The sequence below is a fragment of the Mumia zhuanghuii genome, assembly GCF_042681565.1.
Classification (GTDB): domain Bacteria; phylum Actinomycetota; class Actinomycetes; order Propionibacteriales; family Nocardioidaceae; genus Mumia.
In genome coordinates this window covers 370,626-390,454 of the sequence record NZ_JBHUFT010000008.1, presented here as the reverse complement: position 1 = coordinate 390,454, position 19,829 = coordinate 370,626, and the positions used below count along the sequence as shown (strand labels likewise).

At 71.6% G+C, this 19,829-nt stretch carries 17 protein-coding genes; 8 read left to right on the top strand and 9 right to left on the bottom strand.

The window, feature by feature from the left end:
* The first annotated feature begins 21 nt into the window (after positions 1–21).
* Both ACFSDF_RS10210 and ACFSDF_RS10205 read left to right on the top strand, forming a co-directional pair.
* Positions 22–1,536, top strand: coding sequence for an AMP-binding protein (locus ACFSDF_RS10210; RefSeq protein WP_377157386.1), 1,515 nt, complete (start codon positions 22–24; stop codon positions 1,534–1,536).
* A complete protein-coding gene (locus ACFSDF_RS10205; protein WP_167002029.1) occupies positions 1,533–2,132 on the top strand; it encodes a TetR/AcrR family transcriptional regulator in 600 nt (199 codons plus the stop codon). The genes ACFSDF_RS10210 and ACFSDF_RS10205 overlap by 4 nt, the downstream gene beginning before the upstream one ends.
* Before the next feature lie 65 nt (positions 2,133–2,197).
* Here ACFSDF_RS10205 and ACFSDF_RS10200 read toward each other — a convergent pair whose 3' ends face one another.
* Both ACFSDF_RS10200 and ACFSDF_RS10195 read right to left on the bottom strand, forming a co-directional pair.
* A complete protein-coding gene (locus tag ACFSDF_RS10200; protein ID WP_377157384.1) occupies positions 2,198–3,427 on the bottom strand; it encodes a methyltransferase family protein in 1,230 nt (409 codons plus the stop codon).
* Positions 3,428–3,430: 3 nt separating this feature from the next.
* On the bottom strand, positions 3,431–4,396 hold the full coding sequence (locus tag ACFSDF_RS10195; RefSeq protein ID WP_377157382.1) for a hypothetical protein: 966 nt from the start codon (positions 4,394–4,396) through the stop codon (positions 3,431–3,433).
* A gap of 84 nt (positions 4,397–4,480) precedes the next feature.
* On the opposite strand from ACFSDF_RS10195, the gene ACFSDF_RS10190 reads away from it, so the two are divergent.
* A complete protein-coding gene (locus ACFSDF_RS10190; RefSeq protein WP_167248796.1) occupies positions 4,481–5,116 on the top strand; it encodes a TetR/AcrR family transcriptional regulator in 636 nt (211 codons plus the stop codon).
* Positions 5,117–5,153: 37 nt separating this feature from the next.
* On the opposite strand, the gene ACFSDF_RS10185 is transcribed toward ACFSDF_RS10190, so the two are convergent.
* The 6 genes from ACFSDF_RS10185 to ACFSDF_RS10160 are packed head-to-tail and all read right to left on the bottom strand — an operon-like array spanning position 5,154 to position 12,459.
* The gene (locus ACFSDF_RS10185; protein ID WP_377157380.1) at positions 5,154–6,572 is read right to left on the bottom strand and encodes an amidase; all 1,419 of its coding nucleotides are present in this window, start codon (positions 6,570–6,572) and stop codon (positions 5,154–5,156) included.
* Positions 6,569–7,207 (bottom strand): SRPBCC family protein, encoded by a 639-nt coding sequence (locus tag ACFSDF_RS10180; RefSeq protein WP_167002019.1) that lies wholly within the window; start codon positions 7,205–7,207, stop codon positions 6,569–6,571. Before ACFSDF_RS10180 ends, ACFSDF_RS10185 begins: the two co-directional genes overlap by 4 nt.
* Positions 7,204–9,618: an aerobic carbon-monoxide dehydrogenase large subunit gene (gene cutA, locus ACFSDF_RS10175; protein ID WP_377157378.1), complete on the bottom strand. Its 2,415-nt coding sequence runs from the start codon at positions 9,616–9,618 to the stop codon at positions 7,204–7,206. Before cutA ends, ACFSDF_RS10180 begins: the two co-directional genes overlap by 4 nt.
* Positions 9,615–10,193 carry a (2Fe-2S)-binding protein gene (locus ACFSDF_RS10170; protein ID WP_167002014.1) on the bottom strand — a complete coding sequence of 193 codons (579 nt, stop codon included), beginning with the start codon at positions 10,191–10,193 and terminating at the stop codon, positions 9,615–9,617. The genes cutA and ACFSDF_RS10170 overlap by 4 nt, the downstream gene beginning before the upstream one ends.
* Positions 10,190–11,074 (bottom strand): FAD binding domain-containing protein, encoded by an 885-nt coding sequence (locus tag ACFSDF_RS10165; protein WP_377157375.1) that lies wholly within the window; start codon positions 11,072–11,074, stop codon positions 10,190–10,192. The genes ACFSDF_RS10170 and ACFSDF_RS10165 overlap by 4 nt, the downstream gene beginning before the upstream one ends.
* Complete coding sequence (locus ACFSDF_RS10160; RefSeq protein ID WP_377157373.1) at positions 11,071–12,459, bottom strand: uracil-xanthine permease family protein; 1,389 nt, start codon at positions 12,457–12,459, stop codon at positions 11,071–11,073. Before ACFSDF_RS10160 ends, ACFSDF_RS10165 begins: the two co-directional genes overlap by 4 nt.
* A gap of 196 nt (positions 12,460–12,655) precedes the next feature.
* On the opposite strand from ACFSDF_RS10160, the gene ACFSDF_RS10155 reads away from it, so the two are divergent.
* Positions 12,656–13,123 carry an SAM-dependent methyltransferase gene (locus tag ACFSDF_RS10155; protein WP_377157371.1) on the top strand — a complete coding sequence of 156 codons (468 nt, stop codon included), beginning with the start codon at positions 12,656–12,658 and terminating at the stop codon, positions 13,121–13,123.
* A 7-nt stretch (positions 13,124–13,130) separates the two neighbouring features.
* On the opposite strand, the gene ACFSDF_RS10150 is transcribed toward ACFSDF_RS10155, so the two are convergent.
* Positions 13,131–14,822 (bottom strand): PucR family transcriptional regulator, encoded by a 1,692-nt coding sequence (locus ACFSDF_RS10150; RefSeq protein WP_167002008.1) that lies wholly within the window; start codon positions 14,820–14,822, stop codon positions 13,131–13,133.
* Between the two features lie 35 nt (positions 14,823–14,857).
* Here ACFSDF_RS10150 and ACFSDF_RS10145 point away from each other — a divergent pair, with 35 nt between their 5' ends.
* The 4 genes from ACFSDF_RS10145 (at position 14,858) to ACFSDF_RS10130 (ending at position 19,827) form a co-directional block, all read left to right on the top strand.
* On the top strand, positions 14,858–15,691 hold the full coding sequence (locus ACFSDF_RS10145) for an oxamate carbamoyltransferase subunit AllH family protein (protein ID WP_167248809.1): 834 nt from the start codon (positions 14,858–14,860) through the stop codon (positions 15,689–15,691).
* 53 nt (positions 15,692–15,744) lie between these two features.
* Positions 15,745–17,310: an FdrA family protein gene (locus ACFSDF_RS10140; RefSeq protein ID WP_167248811.1), complete on the top strand. Its 1,566-nt coding sequence runs from the start codon at positions 15,745–15,747 to the stop codon at positions 17,308–17,310.
* Complete coding sequence (locus ACFSDF_RS10135; protein ID WP_167002002.1) at positions 17,307–18,701, top strand: YlbE family protein; 1,395 nt, start codon at positions 17,307–17,309, stop codon at positions 18,699–18,701. The genes ACFSDF_RS10140 and ACFSDF_RS10135 overlap by 4 nt, the downstream gene beginning before the upstream one ends.
* Before the next feature lie 157 nt (positions 18,702–18,858).
* On the top strand, positions 18,859–19,827 hold the full coding sequence (locus ACFSDF_RS10130; protein WP_167002000.1) for a sulfotransferase family protein: 969 nt from the start codon (positions 18,859–18,861) through the stop codon (positions 19,825–19,827).
* The last annotated feature ends 2 nt before the right edge of the window (positions 19,828–19,829 follow it).

The window sequence follows — 19,829 nt, the reverse complement described above, 5'->3', positions numbered from 1 at the left end:
ACCGCCCCCTCAGGAGTCACCGTGAGCAACGTCGCCGATGCCGTCTTCGCGCACGCCTTCTCCGAGCCGGACCGGGTAGCGGTCCGCGCCTCGGGGCGCGAGGTCGGCTTCGGTGCGCTGCGCGACGCCGCCGCCTCGGTGGCCGCCCGGGCGCTGCGAGCGGGAGTCGCACCCGGCGACCGCGTCCTGCTCGTCGCGCCGTCGATCCCCGAGTTCGTCGCGGCTTACTACGGCCTCCACGCCGCCGGGGCGACGCTCATCACCGTGAACGTCATGGCCACCACCCCCGAGATCGCGTATGTCGTCGAGGACGCCGACGTCAGCCTCGTGGTCGCCTGGCACGAGACGGCAGGTGCGGCCGAGAAGGCCTCCGCCGCGCACGGGCTGCCGTTCTGGAGCCTCCCCCCGCTCGACGAGTGGGACGTCTCCGACCGCGTCAAGGCGCCGGTCGACCTGCCCGACGACGCGACCGCGCTGATCATCTACACCTCCGGCACCACGGGTCGCCCGAAGGGCGCGCAGCTCCCCATCTCCGCGATCGCCGGCATCGTCGACGCCGCCGAGCACGTCCTGGAATTCGACGAGGACGACCGTACGGGCACCGCGCTGCCGCTGTTCCACGTGTTCGGGCAGATCATGGTCATGCACCTCGCGATCTCCTTCGGCACCGTCGTCTCGCTCCTGCACCCGTTCGACCCGCGCAAGCTCGTCGAGATGATCCGCGACGACGAGCTGACGATCGTCTCCGGCGTCCCGACGATGTGGATCGCCGTGCTGCACGCCGCCGGCGACGCCACCCCCGAGGACTTCTCACGCCTGCGCCTGGCCACGTCCGGCGGCGCGTCGCTCCCGGTCGAGGTCATCGGCGCGTTCGAGGAGAAGTTCGGCACGCGCATCCGCGAGGGCTACGGGCTGTCCGAGACCTGCGGCTGGGCGACCTCTGCGCCGCTGGGCGCCGAGCCCAAGGTCGGCGCGGTCGGGAGAGCCATCCACGGCGTCGATCTCGAGATCCGTGATCTCGACGGCTCGCCGGTCCCGACCGGCGAGGTCGGCGAGGTGTGGATCCGTGGGCCGATCGTGATGACGGGCTACTGGAACCGGCCCGAGGCCAACGCCGACGTCCTGCGCGACGGGTGGCTGCGGACGGGTGACCTCGGCACGCTCGACGAGGACGGCGACCTCCGCATCGTCGACCGGCTCAAGGACCTCATCATCCGCGGCGGCTACAACGTCTATCCGAGCGAGGTCGAGGAGGTCCTCTACGCACACCCGGACATCGTCGAGGCGGCCGTGGTCGGCGTCGCGGACGCCAGGTACGGCGAGGAGGTGGGTGCCGTGGTCGTGCTCCGCGACGGCGCCGTGCTCCAGCCCGGCGCCCTGCGCGCCTGGGCCAAGGAGCGCCTGAGCGCCTACAAGGTGCCGCGCCTCTTCCACGTCGTCGACGCCCTCCCCAAGGGCCCGTCCGGCAAGATCCTGAAGCGCGCCCTCGACCGCGACGCCCTCGTCGGTACGGGAGTCGCGGCGGGCGCGCGATGACCGTCCCCGCCACCGCGCGCGGCGCCCGGACCCGGTCCGCCTTGGTCGCTGCCGCCCGTACGGTCTTCGAACGGGACGGCTTCACCGACTCGCGCATCGCCGACATCGCACGCGAAGCGGGCTGCGCCACCGGCTCGTTCTACACATGGTTCGCGAGCAAACCCGAGATCCTGTCGGCCGTGCTGTACGAAGCGCAGCACGACGTGGTGGTGCCCCGACTCGACGCGGCCGCTGCCGACCCGTACGAGGAGCTCGCGGAGGGACACCGGCGCTACTTCGAGAACTACCGGCACAACGCCGCACTCATGCTCGTCCTCGAGGAGGTCGCCGCGGTGGACCCGTCGTTCCGCGACATCCGTCGTCGGCGTGGCGAGGCGCTCGCGCGCAAGACCGCGTCGGTCATCGAGGCGATGCAAGCGCGTGGGATCGCCGATCCGTCGTTGGACCCCTACCCGACGGCCCGCGCACTCGACGGCATGGTGTCGCACCTTGCCTACTACGCATTCGTCCTCGGCGACGCGCTCGACATCGACGAGCTGGTCGACGCCACCGACCGGATCTGGCGCAACGCGCTCTCCCCCCGCGGCCTCACATAACCCCCGAGCTGCCGTGCGGCGTGTCTTCCCCCGGCGCGCCGCACGGCTCTTCTTTCGGTCAGCGGTCAGCGCGACACCCGGGGGCCAGCGCCGAACGCATCGGCACCGAGCTGCGCAAAGTGCCGGACCCCCGGCAGCGCGAGCATCCAGCCGGCCAGCGCCCACCCGAGATGAAGGTGCCCCAGCGCCCGGGCAAGCGCCACCACACCCTGGTCACGCACGCCGTCCGCCTCGTACGTGATCCGCCGCAGCACCTCGGGATGCTCAGCGGCGGGACGCACGTCGAGCGCGACCGGCCGACGATCGAGGAGCCACTGGCCGAGTCCGGTGCACATCGTGCAGTCGGCAGCGACGAACAGCGACGCGGGAGGACCATCGAGCGGCCGCCAGCGAGGCACCCACACGGGCACCTGCGCCTCGTAGGCCGTCCACCGCTCGCCGAACGCCTCCTCCATCTGACTCCCTTCGTGCCAGGCGGCCAGCCCCGCCGAGTAGACGACCGTCACCACGGCGCCGAGCAGCAGGAGCGGCTCTGCGAAGGTCACGGCGAGCACCGAGAACACGAGCACCATCGACGCCTGCATCGGGTTGCGGACGTAGGCGTACGGGCCGGTGGTCACCAGCCGAGACGGCGGGTCGTACGGCAGCGGGGTGCCGCCACCGACGCGCGCGAGCTCCCGCATCGCGGCCACCGCAGGCACGCTCACCACCACCGCGACCTGCACGCCCGCCGCCGTCACCTCCGGCCACCATCGGGACTCGACGCCGACGACGAGCAACGGCACACCCACGAGGAGCGCGCCCGCGCACCACGCCTGCGCCCACGCCCGTAGGGTCACGTGCCGCTGGGCGAGAGTCCAGTGCGCCAGCGTGTACGCCGGCACGAGGGCGGCGAGGACCGCGATCGCCTCGCCGACCAGCCACGGGTCACCGAGTCTGACGACCGGTGCGCCCCACGGCATGAAGGCGAGGTCGACCCACACGAGGACGGCCCCGACGAGCAGCGGCGGCAGCGCCGGCGCGACCAGGGCGGGGACGGCACCCCACAGGAGCGCCCACGCCAGCCACAGGTCGACGGGGATGCCCTGCCAGAGCGCGCCGTCGGCGTCGAACGACCACCAGCCGGCGGCGATCGCGAGGAGGTTCACCGGCAGCAGGGCGACCGCCGCCCAGGCGGTCGCGAGGAGGATCGCTGCAAGCCGTCGCGCACCGGGTCGTCGCCAGAGGGCGAGGAGGACCACGGCGAGCACGGGGACGGTGAGGCCGAGCGCGCGTACGGTGGCCGGATCTCTCACCGCTCACTCCGCCTCGGCCGTGTCCGCGAAGGTCTCGGCGAGATAGCCCGCCGCGTCTGCGACCGCGTGGTGCTGGACCGGTCCGAAGTACCACGACGGGTCGAACGTGCGTGCGTACTCCAGGCGCCACGTCATCTCCGTCCCACCCGCGGACGCCGACCAGGTGACGACCGCACGTCGCAGGTCCAGCCAGCGGGCGAGGGTCGAGTCGGCCGTCACGTCGAAGACGACTCGGCCCGCGTCGGCCGTGGACGTGGACTCGACGACCCGCAGCTCCATCGACCGAGGGGTGGGCGTGGACCCGAGACCCAGGCTGCGGCGCGGCGTGAAGGCGATGAGCCGCGCGTCGCCGACGCTCAGGCCGCTCCCCGTCGCGCGCACCGGCTTCGGGAACGGCAGCGCCCGCAGGAAGGGTGCCTCGTACGGGCCGAACTCGGGCGGCGCGGCGAGCGCCGCCTCGACTCGTGCCGGCGCGGCGCCGATGGTCACGGTCGTGCCCGCGTTGTCCTGGCGTGGAATCAGGTTTACCCCGCCGACTCCCTCGAGGGCGATCAGCGCCAGCAGGGGCGCCGCGACGAGCGCGCGGTGCCCGCCGCCGCGCGCGGCCTGCGCGAGGAGACCGACGAGCGCGGCGACACCGTAGAAGAGCGGCGCCGCGATGAGCAGGCAGACGACGCCCTCGTCGAGCAGCGGTCCCGCGAGCGCGAGTCCGACGGTGGTGGTCGCGAGAGCGACGCCGACGGCGTTCTTGGGACGGGCGGTGAGGACGACCGTCACCGCGATCAGGGCGGGAATGCCGACGTAGAACAGCGAGGTCTCCTCGAGACCGGCGCTGCCGAGCGCTTCAGCGACGAGCATCGCGGCGAAGAGTGCCAGCGTGATGCCGGCGAGGAGCAGGCGCGCGGGGCTCGACCGGGGTCGCGGGTCGTCGTGCGGGTCGGCGGAGCTGTCGTGGGGATAGGGCTCCATCTGCGGTCGCCTCTCGTGGGTCCAGCAAGTTTAATCGAGTGATTAAAGCATATGATGAAGGCCGTCGGCGAGGGAAGGGATCATATGGCGGCCACACGTCAGAACAGCGAGGACACCAGACGGCGACTGCTCGACGCCGCCGACGTGGTGCTGCGCGAGCGCGGGTACGACGGCACGTCCGCTCGGGTCATCGCGGCGGAGGCGGGGGTCAACTCTGCGCTAGTCTTCTACCACTTCGGCGGAGTCGACCCGCTGCTCCTCGCCGCGCTCGACCGGTCGTCCGAGGCGCGCATGGCGATGCACCGTCGCACCGTCGAGGGCGTCCGTACGGTCGAGGACCTCGTCGCCGCGGCGAAGCAGATCTACCTCACCGACCTGGAGCGCGGCTACCTCGCGCAGTTCAGCGAGATCGTCGCGGCGGCGGTCACCAAACCCGAGCTGCGGGAGGCGATCACCGCCCGCGCGGACCCATGGGTGCGCTTCGTCGAGGAGAGCTGGGAGCGCGTCGCGGGAGGCACCCCGCTAGGCCGGCTGCTGCCCGCGCGCGAGGTCGCCAACGCCGCGATCACGTTCTATCTCGGGGTGAACCTGTTCTCGGTGATCGACCCCGACCAGTCCCGTACGGAGGGAGTCTTCGCGCTCGCCGGCCGGATCGCACCGCGCGCGAAGCTCCTCACGATGCGCCTGCCGGCCAGGTCGCGGACCTCTCGCAAGGCGTGACGCGGCCCCCGCCGGAGCGGTGCGGGCGGTGAGCCGATCAGAGGGCAGGGCGCGGGCCACCGACCCCCACGCCTGCACCCGACAGCTGTTCGTACGCACGCGCGATCGCGAGCAGCCGGCGCTCGGAGCCTGCGGGCCCGACGAGCTGCAGCCCCACGGGCAGGCCGTCGGGCGTGAACCCCGCCGGCACGCTGATCGCGGGGCACCCGGTTACCGTGATGAGGAACGCCGCGCGCATCCAGTCGAGGTATGTCTCCTGCGGACGCCCGTTGATCGCGTGCGGGTACTCCTGGTCGGCCGGGAACGGCGGGACCTGGCTCACCGGCAGCGCGAGCACGTCGTAGCGCGTGAAGAACTCGCGGGCCTTCTCGGCGAGCGCTGTCCGCTGGGCGTACGCAACGGCGACGTCGTGCCCGGACAGGGGCCGCCCGGCACGAATGTTGTCGGCGAGGGACGGCTTGAGGTCGTCCGGGCGCGAGTCGAGGACACCACCGAGCGTGTAGTCCATGAGCCACGCGCGCAGCGTTCGGAACGCAGCCTCGGCGTCGGGCAGCTCCGGCCACGCCTCCTCGACGTGCGCGCCCGCACCGGCGAAGACACCCGCCTGGGCGCGGACGATGTCGGCGACCGACGCCTCCACCTCGAACGCGCCCCCGAGGTCGACCGACAGCGCGACCCGTAGCCCGTCGAGCGACGCGGGACGCACCTCGCGGAACACCTCGCCCGCCGTCGAGTCCGCCGTCGGGACACGCGGGTCGGGCCCCGCCAGCACGCTCAGCAGCAGCGCGAGGTCGGAGACGTCCCGCGCGAGCGGCCCCTGCACAGACACGGTTTCCCAGAGGTTCCACGTCGGCCAGGTCGGGACCCGCCCCCAGGTCGGACGCAGCCCGACCACGTTGCAGAACGACGCCGGGTTGCGCAGGGAGCCGCCCATGTCCGACCCGTCGGCCAGCGGCACCATCCCGGCCGCGAGCGCGGCGGCCGCACCGCCGCTCGACCCGCCCGCCGAACGGCCGGTGTCGTACGGGTTCACCGTCGTGCCGAACACGGGGTTGAACGTGTGGGACCCGGACGCGAACTCCGGCGTGTTCGACTTCGCGACCACCACCGCACCCGCCGCGCGCACCCGCTCGACGACGAGCTCGTCGTACGCCGACACGTGGTCGGCCATCACCGGCGAGCCGAACGTCGTTCGCCAGCCGGCGACGTGGTGGGTGTCCTTGACCGCGTACGGGAGCCCGTGGAGCACGCCGAGCGGCTCCCCCGACAGCGTCCGCTCGTCCGCGGCGGCCGCCTGGGCGTATGCCCGCTCCTCGTCGATCGAGACCAGCGCGTTGACCGTGCCGTTGACCTGGCCGATGCGGGCGAGGTGGAGGGCGAGCAACTCTCGCGCGGAGATCTCGCGCGCGGCGACGGCCTGCGCCATCGCCCGCGCGCTGCTGTAGACGTCGATCATCGCGACCGGCGCCCGAACAGCCCTCCGACGATCACACCCGCCAGGACCAGGACGCCGCCGAGGACGGCTCCCTTGACGAAGTCGTCGGTCGATCCGCTGCGACCGCCCGCCGCTGGTGCGGGGGCGGTGAAGCGCTGGCCGACGGCGGGGGTCTCGACAGGCTCGACCGACGGAGAACCGCCCTCGACCAACGAAGAACTGGCGATCGCGTCGTCGACGGCACCGAAGAACTCGCCGGCCATCCGCTTGCTCACCGCCGTCAGCATCCGCTGCCCGACGCCGCCGATCATGCCGCCGACGACCGCGTCCGCGGCGTACGCGACCCCGGTCGTCCCGTCACCATTGTCGGAAAAGCGCACCGCGACGTCCGCCGCGACCGTGCCGGGAGCTCCCGCGCCCTCGGCACGCATCACCAGAGACTGGTGAGGGACGAGGTCGCTCAACGTGCAGGTGCCGGCGTACGTCCCGCGGATCGACGCAACGCCGGCGCTGACCGTCATGGCGTAGGCGTTCTCGCCCGTCGCCTCCAGCACCTCGCAGCCCGGGATCGTGCGGACGAGCACCGCTGGGTCGAGCAGCGCGGTCCAGACCGCGTCCACGGGGGCGTTGAGCACCGCTTGTCCAGCAACCTTCATGAGTCTCCCTCCACAGCGACCACTGCCGCCTCGTCGGATCCTGCGTGCGTGCGCCGCAGGTCGTACAGCTCGCTCGGTGAGATCGGCATCCGCGTGATCGTGAAGCCCTCGGCGTCCTCGATCGCCGACGCGAACACCGCCGCGCTCGGGATGACACCGGCCTCGCCCGCGCCCTTGATGCCGAGCGGGTTCAGCGGCGACGGCGTCTCGAGGTGGTCGACGTCGATCGTCTTCGGCACCTCGGTGACGTACGGCATGAGGAAGTCCATGAACGAGGCGTTCTGGAGCTGCCCGTGCTCGTCGTACGCCATCCGCTCGTACAGCGCCCCACCCACACCCTGTGCGACACCGCCATGGATCTGTCCCTCGACGATCATCGGGTTGATGAGTCGCCCGCAGTCGTGGACGACGGCGTACTTGAGAATCGTGATCTCGGCCGTGTCCGGGTCCGTCTCGACGATCACGGCGTGCATGCCGGAGGCGAACGTCGAGCGAGGCGGCGAGTAGAAGTCGCGGCTCTCGAGCCCGGGCGACGTGCCCTCGGGCACCGGCACCTTGTCGGCGTCGCCGACGGAGAACTGCGTCGCCGCCTTGCTCGCCTCGTCGAACGCGTAGCGCAGCGGGTTGCTGAGCACCGCGAGCGTGCCGAGCGAGACCTGCGCGCCCGGAGCACCCTTGACGGAGACGACGCCGTCGGCGATCTCGAGGTCGTCGACGTTCGCCTCGAGCGCCTCGGCGGCCAGCTCCAGCGCCTTGCGCTTGACCGACCGGGCGGACAGCGCGATCGCCGAACCGCTCATGACCGCGGCGCGCGAGGCGTACGTGCCGACCGCGTACGGCATGCGGCGGGTGTCGCCGGTGACGACCTCGACGTCCTCGAAACGCACCCCGAGCTCGTCGGCGACGATCTGCGCGAACGCCGTCTGGTGACCCTGGCCCTGCGTCGTCAGGCCGGTCGAGACCTTGATCTTGCCGGTCGTCTCGACCTGGATGTGCCCGCCTTCGTACGGGCCGACGCCGGTGCCCTCGACGTAGCAGCCGATGCCCATCCCGACCGTACGGCCCTGGGCGCGCATCTCGTCGCGGAACGCGCCGAATTCGTCCCAGCCGACCAGCGTCTTGAGCTTATCGAGCATCTGCGGGAAGTCGCCGGAGTCATAGATCAGCGGCTTGCCGTCCTGGAAGATCAGCCCCTGGTCGTACGGGAACTCGTCGGGCTGGATGAAGTTGGCGGAGCGCACCTCCGTGCGGTCCTTGCCGAGGTACGAGGCGATCGCGTCCATCGTGCGCTCCATCGCGAACACGCCCTGCGGACGGCCGGCGCCGCGGTAGGGCGTCACGATCACCGTGTTGGTGTAGAGGCTGTGGAACGTCGCCTTGTAGACCGGCGGCTTGTACGGGCCGAGCAGCTGCGTGGTCGTGATGATCGGGACGATCAGGCCGTACGGGAGGTAGGCGCCGTTGTCGTGCCAGACCTCGACGTCCAGCCCGAGGATGCGGCCGTCGTCGTCGAAGCCGACCTCGACGTGCTGCTGCTGGGCGCGTTCGTGGGCGGCGGAGATGAAGTGCTCGCGGCGGTCCTCGGTGAACTTCACCGGACGTCCGAGCGCCATCGCCGCCATCGGGACGAGGACCTCCTCAGGCCACGGGTGGACAACCTTCACGCCGAATCCTCCGCCGACGTCGGGCGTGATCACGTCGACGACGGAAAGGTCGAGGCCGAGCTTGGAGGCGATCGCGGCGCGCACACCGGTCGACGTCTGCGTGGACGACCAGACCTCGAGGCGGCCGTTGTCGGTATCCCACTTCGCGACCGTGCCGCGCCCTTCCATCGGGGTGCACGCGCTGCGCTCGATGTCGAGGTCGAGCGCGAGCCGGTGCGGGGCTCGGCCGATCGCCGCCATCGCGTCCCCGGTCGCCTGGGTGGACGTCGCCGCGACGTTGCCGGGGACGTCGTCGTGGACGAGCCGCTCGGCGGCGCGTGCGGCGTCGAGCCCGACGACCGGCGTCATCACCTCGTACGAGACGACGATCCGGCCGACGGCGTCCTCGGCGACGTAGCGGTCGACCGCGACGACCATCGCGATCGCCTCGCCGACGTAGTTGACCTGGTCCTTGGCCAGCGCGTACTGGGTGCGCCCGTGGGTGAGGTCGGGGTGCGGGATGAGCATCGGCAGAGGCTCGGCCATCGCGCCCGTGAGGTCGTCGTACGTGTAGACCGCGACGACCCCGTCGAGGTCGAGCACAGGGTCGACGTCGATGTCGAGGATGCGGGCGTGCGCGTGCGGCGAGCGCAGCACCGCGACGTGCAGGGCGTCGGGCGCGAGGTCGTCGAGATAGCGGCCGCGGCCGCGCAGGAACCGCTCGTCCTCGACGCGTGCGACGCGCTCTCCGAACGCCTTGGTGGTCATGCGTCACCACCGGTCTCGGGAGTGGTTTCGACAGGCTCAACCAACGGCCCCTCCGCCGGTCGAGCCTGTCGAGACCCCGCGATCTCGGCCGCACGCAGGACGGACTTCACGATGTTCTGATAGCCCGTGCATCGGCAGAGGTTGCCGGCGATCATCTCGCGCGCCTCGTCCTCGGTCGGGTCAGGGTTCTCGCGCAGACCTGCGGTGATGGTGGTGAGGAACCCCGGGGTGCAGAAGCCGCACTGCAGCCCGTGGCACTCCTTGAACGCCTGCTGCACCGGGCCGAGGCGATCGCCCGACTCGGTGAGGCCTTCCACCGTCGTCAGCGACGCGCCTTCGACGGACACGGCGAGCAGCAGGCACGCCCGCATCGGCCGGCCGTCGACGAGGATCGTGCACGCGCCGCAGACGCCGTGCTCGCAGCCGACGTGCGTGCCGGTCAGCCCGACGTCCTGACGCAGCGCGTCGGACAGCAGTCGTCGCGCGGGCACGTCGATCTCGTACGCCGCGCCGTTGACGGTGAACGTCACGTGGTGCAGCGCCTCGGGCGCGAGGATCTCCGGCTGGCTGGTCATCGGGCTCCCTCCGGGTCGGGGGCGACGGCGCGGGAGTACGCGTCGCGCACCACGCGGCGCGTGAGCACGCCCGCGAGGTGGCGGCGGTAGTCGGCCGTCGCATGGATGTCGGTGTCGGGGTCGACGCCCGCCGTCGCGATCTCGACCGCCGCCTCGAGGTTGGCGTCGCTAGCCGTGCCGTCGATGAACGCCTCGGAGAGGTCGAGGACGAGCGGGGTCAGCGAGACCGAGAGGTACGAGGCTCGCACCGTCTCGATCGCCCCGGTCTGGCCGACCGAGACGACGGAGGCGACGCCGCACAGGGCGTAGTCGCCGTGACGGCGTGCGACTTCGTCGATCGCCGAGCCCGTCCGTTCGCCGAGCGCGGGCACCTGGAGCTCGAGCGCGACCTCGCTCGTACGGACCGTGCACTCCAGCGGGCCGATGAACAGGTCGGTGGCGTCGATGGTGCGGCGTCCCTTGGTCGAGGCGACCAGCACCTTGGCGCCGAGCAGGGACACCACGGCGGGCATCTCCGCAGCAGCGTCGGCGTGGACGACCGATCCGAGGGTCGTCCCGCGGTTGCGGATCGTCGGGTGGGCGACCAGGCGCAGCGCCTGCCGCAGCAGGGGCTGGACCCGCCACGCGTCGGCGTCGGACTCGACGTCGGCGTGGCGGGCCAGCGCCCCGATGCGGACACCGTCCTCATCAGTCCGGACGTAGGCCAGCTCGGCGAGACCGTTGATGTCGACGAGCGTGCTCGGCTGAGCCAGGCGCATCGACAGCAGCGGGACCAGGCTCTGGCCCCCGGCCAGCACCTTGGCGTGCGGGTCGGCCGCGAGCACGGCCAGCGCCTCGTCGAGGGTGGCCGGGCGGACGTAGGAGAACGGTGCGGGCTTCACAGCTGCCTCGTCACCTCCTCCGCGCCCTCGTCGGTGGTGTGCGCGGGTGGCCGTTTCCAGGCCACCATGTGGTAGTAGCCGATGGCAAGGATCGTGCCGAGAGCGATGCCGCCGAGCTGGAAGTCGTCGGAGAAGACAAGCGACACGTTGCCGACACCGATGATGATGCCTGCCGCCAGACCGACGATGTTCGCCGGATCACCGAAGTCAACGTGGTTCTCAACCCAGATCTTGGCGCCGACCAGGCCGATCATGCCGTACAGGACGACCGTGATGCCGCCGAGGACGCCCCCGGGGATCGCGTTGACGATCGCACCGAACTTCGGGCAGAGACCGAGGAAGATCGCGACCAGCGCCGCAAAGTAGTACGCGGCGGTCGAGTAGATCCGCGTCGCGGACATGACGCCGATGTTCTCGGCGTACGTCGTCGTGGGCGAGCCGCCGAACGCGCTCGCGAACGCGGTGGCGAGACCGTCGGCACCGATCGCGCGACCCATGTACGGGTCGAGGTCGTCGCCGGTCATCTCCGCGACGGCCTTGACGTGGCCGGTGTTCTCGGCGATCAGGGCGATGACGCCCGGGAGAACCAGGAGGATGAAGGTGAAGCTGAAGCTCGGCGAGTGGACGGCCGAGACCCCGTCGGCGAGCGTGCTGTTGGGGAAGCCGATCCAGTCGGCCGAGCTGACTCCGGACCAGTCGACGCGCTGGTGCGCGACCTCTTCGCCGGCTTTGGGCACGAACGAGGTGATGTCGCCGAAGAGGATGTCGGCGAGCCATGAGACCAGGTAGCCAAAGATCAGCGCGAGGAAGACGGCGATGCGCCCCCAGAAGCCCGGCAGCAGGACCGCGGCGCCGATCATGAAGGTCGCGGTGAGGAGCGCGATCCACTGGTCCTGCGGCCAGTACGTGCCGGCGACGACGGGCGCCAGGTTGAAGCCGATCAGCATGACGACGGCGCCGGTGACGGCCGGCGGGAGCAGCTTGTGCAGGAACGTCGTGCCGGCGAAGTGCACCGCGACGCCGATGGCGGCGAGGACGAGGCCCGCGACGAGGATCGCGCCGGTGACGTCGGACGAGTCACCGCCCTGGCTCCGGATCGCCGCGACGGCGGCGACGAACGAGGCGCTCGTACCGAGATAGCTCGGGACCATGTTGTTGGTGATGAGCAGGAACATGATCGTGCAGATGCCCGAGAACAGGATCGCCAGGTTCGGGTCGAGCCCCATCACCACGGGGAATACGAACGTGGCACCGAACATCGCCACCACGTGCTGCGCTCCGAGCCCGGCCGTACGGCCCCAGCTCAGACGCTGGCGCGGTCCGACCGCTTGACCAGGAGGTGGTGTCTTGCCTCCGTGCACCACTTCCCACTTGAACATCGACATGCCGGTCTCCTCAGAGTGTGCGAGCGGCCGCCGGGGGATCTCGGACAGCGCACCCGGTCCAATGTCGTGACCCTAGTAGTGACGCAAGAGACGCGGCATGGTGCGAAAGTGCCAACGGAACCCGTGGGGTGCTGTCACCCCTTGCTCTGCGTGTTCATCTGTCGGAAAAGAACGTGGACGGCGATAGCCTCGAGCGATGCCGAGCTTCGAGATCACGCCGATCGGGACCGTCCGCAACGACCGGACGGACGTCCAGCACACGGACAACTGGGGCGCCGTACGCAGCACGATCACCGTCGACGAGCGCTTCGGCGAGGCGAGCCTGCAAGGTCTGGACGGGTTCTCCCACGTGGACGTGCTCTTCCTCTTCGACCAGTTCCCCGACGGCGGCGACTTCCGCGAGCCCCGCCCGTACCGTGGCCGCGCCGACCTCCCACCCGTCGGCGTCTTCGCGGGACGTGGCCCGCGTAGGCCGAACCGCATCGGGGTCACGAGCTGTGCGATCGAGTCCGTCCGCGGCCGCGAGCTGACCGTGGCGGGGCTCGACGCCGTCTCCGGCACGCCCGTCATCGACCTCAAGCCCACGATGGCGGAGTTCCTCCCCGTGAGCACCACGCAGCCCGAGTGGGTCAGCGCCATGATGTCGGAGTACTTCCAGCCGTAGCGCGCCCTCACTCCCGCATGTGCAGGATCTGAAGGGCGACCGCCACGTCGAGCCGCACCTGCGGATCGGTGCTGAACGGGCCGAGCAGGCTCTCGAGCTTGGTGACGCGGTAGCGCATCGTGTTGTAGTGGAAGTGCTGCGTGCGCGCCGCCTCTGCGACATTGAGGTTGACGTCGAGCAGCACCTGCAACGTCGCCCGCAGGTCGGCGGCCGTGGCCGTGTCCTCGGCGAGCGTGCCAAGCACCTCCGACACGAACCCGTCGAGCTCGGCTGGGTCCTCGACCTGCGACAGCAGGCGGCGGACGCCGAGGCGGTCGAAGTACGTCGTCGACCCCGTCCCCTTCATGCGTCGCCCGACCTCGACGGCCTTGCGGGCACGGGTGTATGCGTCGGGCAACGCCTCTACGCCGGTGACGACGCGGCTGATTCCCGCGGAGAACGGACGACGACCTCCGCCGGAGTCTCCCCGTACGGCGGCCAGCGCCTCCTCGACGACCTCGGACACGTCCGACGCGTCCTCGGCGACCGGAAGCAGCGCGACCACCTGCGAGGAGAAGTCCGCGACCGCGATGCTACGCCCACGCCGCTCGACCACCTGGCGCCACGCCGCCGCGAACCGGTCCTGGTAGCCGCGGCGCGTGCGGCTCGACACCGGCGCCTCCCCCGCCTCTGGCGGGTCGAGCTGCGCGACCACGACGACGAGCGGGCGGTCAAGGTCCCAGCCGAGGCCCTCGGCGTGCTCGAGGACGTACTGCGGGCTCTCCGCGCGGTCCGTCAGCACGTCGCGGAGGAAGTCTCCGCGATACTTGCCCTCCACCGCGACGACCGCCTGCATGCGCGTGATGAGCAGCGCGGCGACGGTTGCGGCCCGCTCCAGGGCATAGACGTCGCTCGCCCGCAGGGCCCGCTTCTCGCTGACCACGACCACCCGCGCGAGCTCGGTGCCCGAGGCCGCGACGCTGAGGACGCGGATCTCGCCGGAGCCGAACGGGCGCGCGCCGCGCAGGCGCTCGACGCGTACGCGGCCGGACATGTCGAGGAACTCGCTCACCTCGAGGGTCGCCCGGGCCTCGTCGCTCAGCGCACCGGCCCACTCGCGCCCGTCCGTGGACGTGACCATGACACCGACGTCGAGGACCTGGGACACCTCGGCGGCGATCTGCTCGAGGTCGCCGCCCTCGAGGACGATCATCGTCAGGGCGGAGTGCAGCGCGTCGATCTGCGCGAGGACGTTCGACTGGAACGCGTTGAGCGCGGCGTACGCGTCCTTGAGCACGTCGTCGAACGCGACCTCGTCAGGGATCTGCACGATCGGGAAGCTGAGCGCGTCGGCGAGCGCGAGGACCTCGTCGGGCACCGCGTCGACGTAGCGCCCGAGCTTGATCGCGAAACCGGCCAACGAGGCGTCGTACAGACCCTGCACGAGCGCCACCATCCTCGGGACGTCGAGCCGCCGCGCGCCGTCGAGCAACGGGAAGCCGGTGGTCACGAGGAGCTCGTGCGGCTTGACCCACCCCAGGACGTCGGGGACCTCCATGACGTTGAGGCCGGTCACCGGCCGCTGCATCCCCTCGACTCCGGCGAGGGTCTTCGCGCCGGTGAGCGCGTCGATCCGCACGACGTCGGCAAGAGGAAGCCCGTACGTCGTGTCTGTCAGGTTGTGAGAGCGATCAGGCTGATCGTTGGCAAGTCTCGCCATCGGCTCACCGTAGCGAACGCTCCTACTCTGACGCCATGGCCGCGCCGATCCGACTCCGGACCGAGTCCGCGGGACGCCTCTCTCCTAGCCGTCCCGCGCCGCACCCGGCCGCCGCGACCGCAGGCGTGGCAGCAGTCCTGCGCGGCCCTCGACGCGTCGCGACGATCGTCGCGCGCAGCCCCTACGCCGTGTACGCGCAGGACCGTCACACCGTCGTCGCCGTCCTCGCCCGCGACGCCGTCGTCGTGCCCTGCGGGCTCGCGACCGGCTGGGACCACGTCGGCGACGCCCGAGAGGTCGTGCTCGGCGCCGGCCGCTGCACGGTGGACGGGCGCGAGGTCCGGGTGGGCAGGCTGGTCGACGCGACCGTACGGCCGGTGGTTGCCGACGCTGGGCCGGTGGCCGCCGACGCCGACGAGCTCCTCCCCGCAGTCACGCCCCACCTCCCCGGCCTTCCTGAGGACACGTACGACGCCCTTCGTGCCGACGACCCTGCCGCCGCCACCGCCCTGCTCGGCCGCGGTCCCGGGCTGACCCCGCTCGGCGACGACGTCCTTGCCGGCTGGCTCGTCGGCCGGTACGCCCGCGGGCACCGCGGTGGACGGGTCGCGGCCGCCGTGCTCACCGACGCCCCGGCCCGTACGACGACGGTCTCGGCCGTCCTCCTCGCGCACGCGGTGCGGGGCGAGGCCGTCCCACAGCTGCGCGCCTACCTCGCTGACCCCGAAGACCCGACGACGCTGGCCGCCCTGCGCGCCGTCGGCCACACCTCGGGCACGGGCCTCGCGCTCGGCGTCGCCCTGTCCGTCCCTCTCGCGTCCCCGCTGTGCAAGCAACCTGACGCAATCCACCTGCCGCAATCCATCTGACGAGAAGGGTCATCTTCGCTTCACAGCGTGGGCGGCCGACGACAAGGAGACTGATGACCGACCACGTACGAATCCGGTCCGGCGCGTACGCCGACTCCGTGACGCTGCTCCAGGTGAGCAAGCGGGTCGCCGGCACGCCCGGCATCACGGAGGCCCAGGTCGCGATGGCCACCGCCCTGAACCTGGACACGCTCGCCGCGATGGGCTTCGACGTCCCTGCCGAGACCAGCCCCAATGACATGGTCGTCGCGCTGCGGCTGGCCGAGTCGACGCTGGAGGACGCGCTCGCCGCCGTCGACGAGGCGCTCGCCGCCGCCAGCCGGCCGGCCTCGCGTGACGGCGCTGCGACGACCGCTCCCGCCCGTACGACGGCCTCGGCGCTGCGCGAGGCCCCGCGCGACGCGGTGGTCCTGGTCTCCGTTCCCGGCGCGTCCGCGCTCCCGGAGGCGATGGACGCGGTCGAGGCCGGTCACGACGTGATGATCTTCAGCGACAACGTGCCGCTCGAGGCCGAGCTGGCGCTCAAGCGCGCGGCCGCCGGACGAGACGTCCTCGTCATGGGCCCCGACTGCGGCACGGCCCTCGTCGGCGGTGTCGGCCTCGGCTTCGCCAACACCGTCCGCCCCGGCCCCGTCGGCGTCGTCGCCGCCTCTGGTACGGGCACGCAGCAGATCATCTGCCTCCTCGACCAGGCGGGCGTCGGCGTCAGCGCCGCGCTCGGCGTCGGCGGGCGCGACCTCTCGCAGGCCGTCGGTGGACTCGCGACCCGGACGGCGCTCGCGCGGCTCGACGCGGACCCGGCGACCAGCCACGTCGTCCTCGTCTCGAAGCCACCGGCCCCCGAGGTCGCCGAGGCGATCACTTCGTACGCGCAGTCGCTCGACGTCCCTGTCGAGCTCGCGCTGCTCTCCCCCGGCACCGATCTCACCGCCCGTACGGAAGCGGTGCTCACCGCCCTCGACGTCGCCGTACCGCACTGGCGCCGGTGGGGCGAGCCCGAGAAGGCGAGCGGACCGGGGTTCCTGCGCGGACTCTTCGTCGGCGGCACCCTGTGCGACGAGGCCATGCTCATCGCGGCGGACGTGCTCGGCCCGATCCGCAGCAACATCCCGCTGGCGCCCGAGCTCGCCCTCGACACGCGTGTGATCACCTCCGGGACGCCCGTCGACGCCCACACGATGGTCGACTTCGGCGACGATGCCCTCACCGTCGGGCGTGCCCACCCGATGATCGACCCGACGCTGCGCCTCGCGGCGCTCGCCCGCGCCGCCGAGGACCCGACGACCGCCGTCGTGCTCCTCGACGTCGTCCTCGGCCACGGCGCCGAGCCGGACCCCGCCGCAGCGCTCGCGCCTGCCGTCGCCGACGCTCGCACCCGCGCTGCCGAGGCCGGTCGCACCCTTCCCGTCGTGGTGAGCCTGATCGGGACGGACGCCGACCCGCAGGGCCTCGACATCCAGGCCGATGCGCTGGCCGCGGCCGGAGCGTACGTCCTCGCCTCCAACGCCGAGGCCACCCGTCACGCGCTCGACCTCGTGACCGCCGCCGGTGCCCCGCTCGACTCGGCCGATTCGGCCGCCCCAGACACCTCCGTCACCGCGTCAGGAGAACGCCGATGACCGCACCGACCGTCGTCACCACAGGGACGGACCTGTTCGCCGACGCCGTCGCCGACCAGGCCGTGACCGTCAACCGCGTCGACTGGCAGCCCCCGATGCCGGGCACGATCGACGACCTCGCCACCGTGATCGCCGACCCGCTGCGCGCGGAGGCCAACGCCAAGGCCGTCGACGCCTACCTCGGTGTCACGGCGCAGCTCGTGGACGTCCTGCCGGCGAGCGAGGCGCTCGGGCTCGGCACGGGCGACTTCCTCCACGCCGGCCCGCCGATCTCGTGGGAGCGCGCGTCGGGCCCGATGCGCGGCGCGCTCATGGGCGCGGCGGCCTTCGAGGGCCTCGTCGACGACCCGGAGGACGCGGCGGCGCTGTTCGCCTCCGGCAGCGGCTACACCCTCGACCCTTGTCACCACCACCACGCCGTCGGCCCGATGGCGGGTGTCGTCTCGCCGTCGATGTGGGTGTTCGTCCTGGAGGACGCCTCGACCGGTGCGCGCACGTACTGCTCGCTCAACGAGGGTCTCGGCAAAGTCCTCCGCTACGGCGCATACTCGCCCGAGGTCCTCGAGCGGCTGCGGTGGATGTCGGGCGTGCTCGGCCCCGTCCTCCAGCGCGCGGTGCGCGCGGCGGGCCCGATCGACGTCACGGCGCTGCTGGCGCAGATGCTGCAGATGGGCGACGAGGCCCACAACCGCAACCGCGCCGGCACGCTCATGCTGCTGCGCGATCTGGTCCCGGCGATGATCCGCTCGGAGTCGCGCGCCGGTGACGTCGCGGACGCGGTCGCGTTCGTCGGCGGCAACGACCACTTCTTCCTCAACCTCGCGATGCCGGCGTGCAAGCTCGCGCTCGACGCCGCACGCGACATCGAGGGCTCGACGATGGTCGTGGCGATGGCACGCAACGGGACCGACTTCGGCATCCAGGTGTCCGGCACGGGCGATCAGTGGTTCACCGGTCCCGCACAGGTCGCCGACGGCCTCTACCTCGGCTCGTACGGACCCGACGACGCGAACCCCGACATCGGCGACTCCGCGATCACCGAGACGGCCGGGATCGGCGGGTTCGCGATGGCGACCGCGCCCGCGATCGTCCGGCTCGTCGGCGGGACGGTCCCCGACGCGCTGGCGACCACGCGGAGGATGGGCGAGATCACCCTTGCCCAGAACCCGCGCTGGACGATCCCGGTGATGGAGTTCGCCGGCACGCCGACCGGCATCGACGTCACCCGCGTCTGCCGTACGGGGATCCTGCCGCAGATCAACACCGGCATGGCGGGCCGTGTCGCCGGTACGGGGCAGGTCGGCGCCGGTCTCGTCACGCCCCCGGCCGACATCTTCCCTGCCGCCCTGGCCGCCCTCGCGCAGCGGACCCGCGCCCGCGAGCCCGCCTAGCCCGGGTCACTCTCTGCCCGCCCCGGGTCACTCTCTGCCGCTCGTCGGTGCGTCAGCGTCCATCACGCCGCTCGCGTGGATGCTGACGCGCCGACGTACCCCCATACGCGTGACCTAAACTCTCGACCTTCGGCCACAGGCTTTTTAGCATCGCGTCATGGGGAGCTTTCGTACGCCGCAGCCCGACGTGTTGCTCGTCGGTGCTCCGAAGGCGGGGACGAGCGCGCTGCACACCGCGCTCGCCCTCCATCCTCGGGTCTTCTCGAGCCAGCCCAAGGAGCCGAAGTACTACATGTGCGCCGACGCCCCGCCGCCTGGCTATCGGGGCCCGGGAGACGCGCACAGCCAGCAGGAGTGGATCTGGCGCCGCGAGGAGTACGAAGCGCTGTTCGCCGAGGCGCCGGGCGACCAGGTCCGCATCGAGAGCACCCCGTTCTACCTCTACCTGCGCAACGCCCGCCGACGGATCGCCGAGGAGCTCCCGAACGTTCGAGTGATCGCCGTCGTCCGCGACCCGGTCGACCGTGCCTACTCCAACTGGATGCACCTGTGGTCCGACGGGCTCGAGCCGGTTGATGACTTCGTCGAGGCGTTCGGCAAGGAGAGCGAGCGGATCGCCGCGGGGTGGGCGCCGTTCTGGCACTACCGCCGGCTCGGCCTGTACGGGGCACAGCTCGACGACCTCTATCGGCACGTCGAGGGCGACCGCGTGCTCGTGCTGCGCTATCGCGAGCTCGTGTCGGAGCCCGTCGAGACTCTCGACCGTATGTGCGTGTTCCTCGGCTTGGAGCCGGGGCTCGTCACCTCGATCCCGCGGGACAACTCGAGGCCGTACGTCGCACCGGGCGCATTCACGCAGGTCGCCTCTCGGGTCTTACGGCTCGGGGCCCGGGCGGGTGCGTACGTCCCGCCGCAGGTATGGCGTGCCGCCAGCAAGCCGCTGATCGCGTCGCTGCACTGGCGCGGTGAGCCGGCACGCCCCAAGCTCGACCGCGCAGCCAGAGCGGGCCTCGTCGAGGGCTACCTCGAGGACATCGAGCTCCTGGAGAAGGTCACCGGCCAGTCCTTCGCGGACTGGCGTACGGACGAAGGGCTCGGCTCCTTCAGCGACCGCGCTGCCTCCTGACC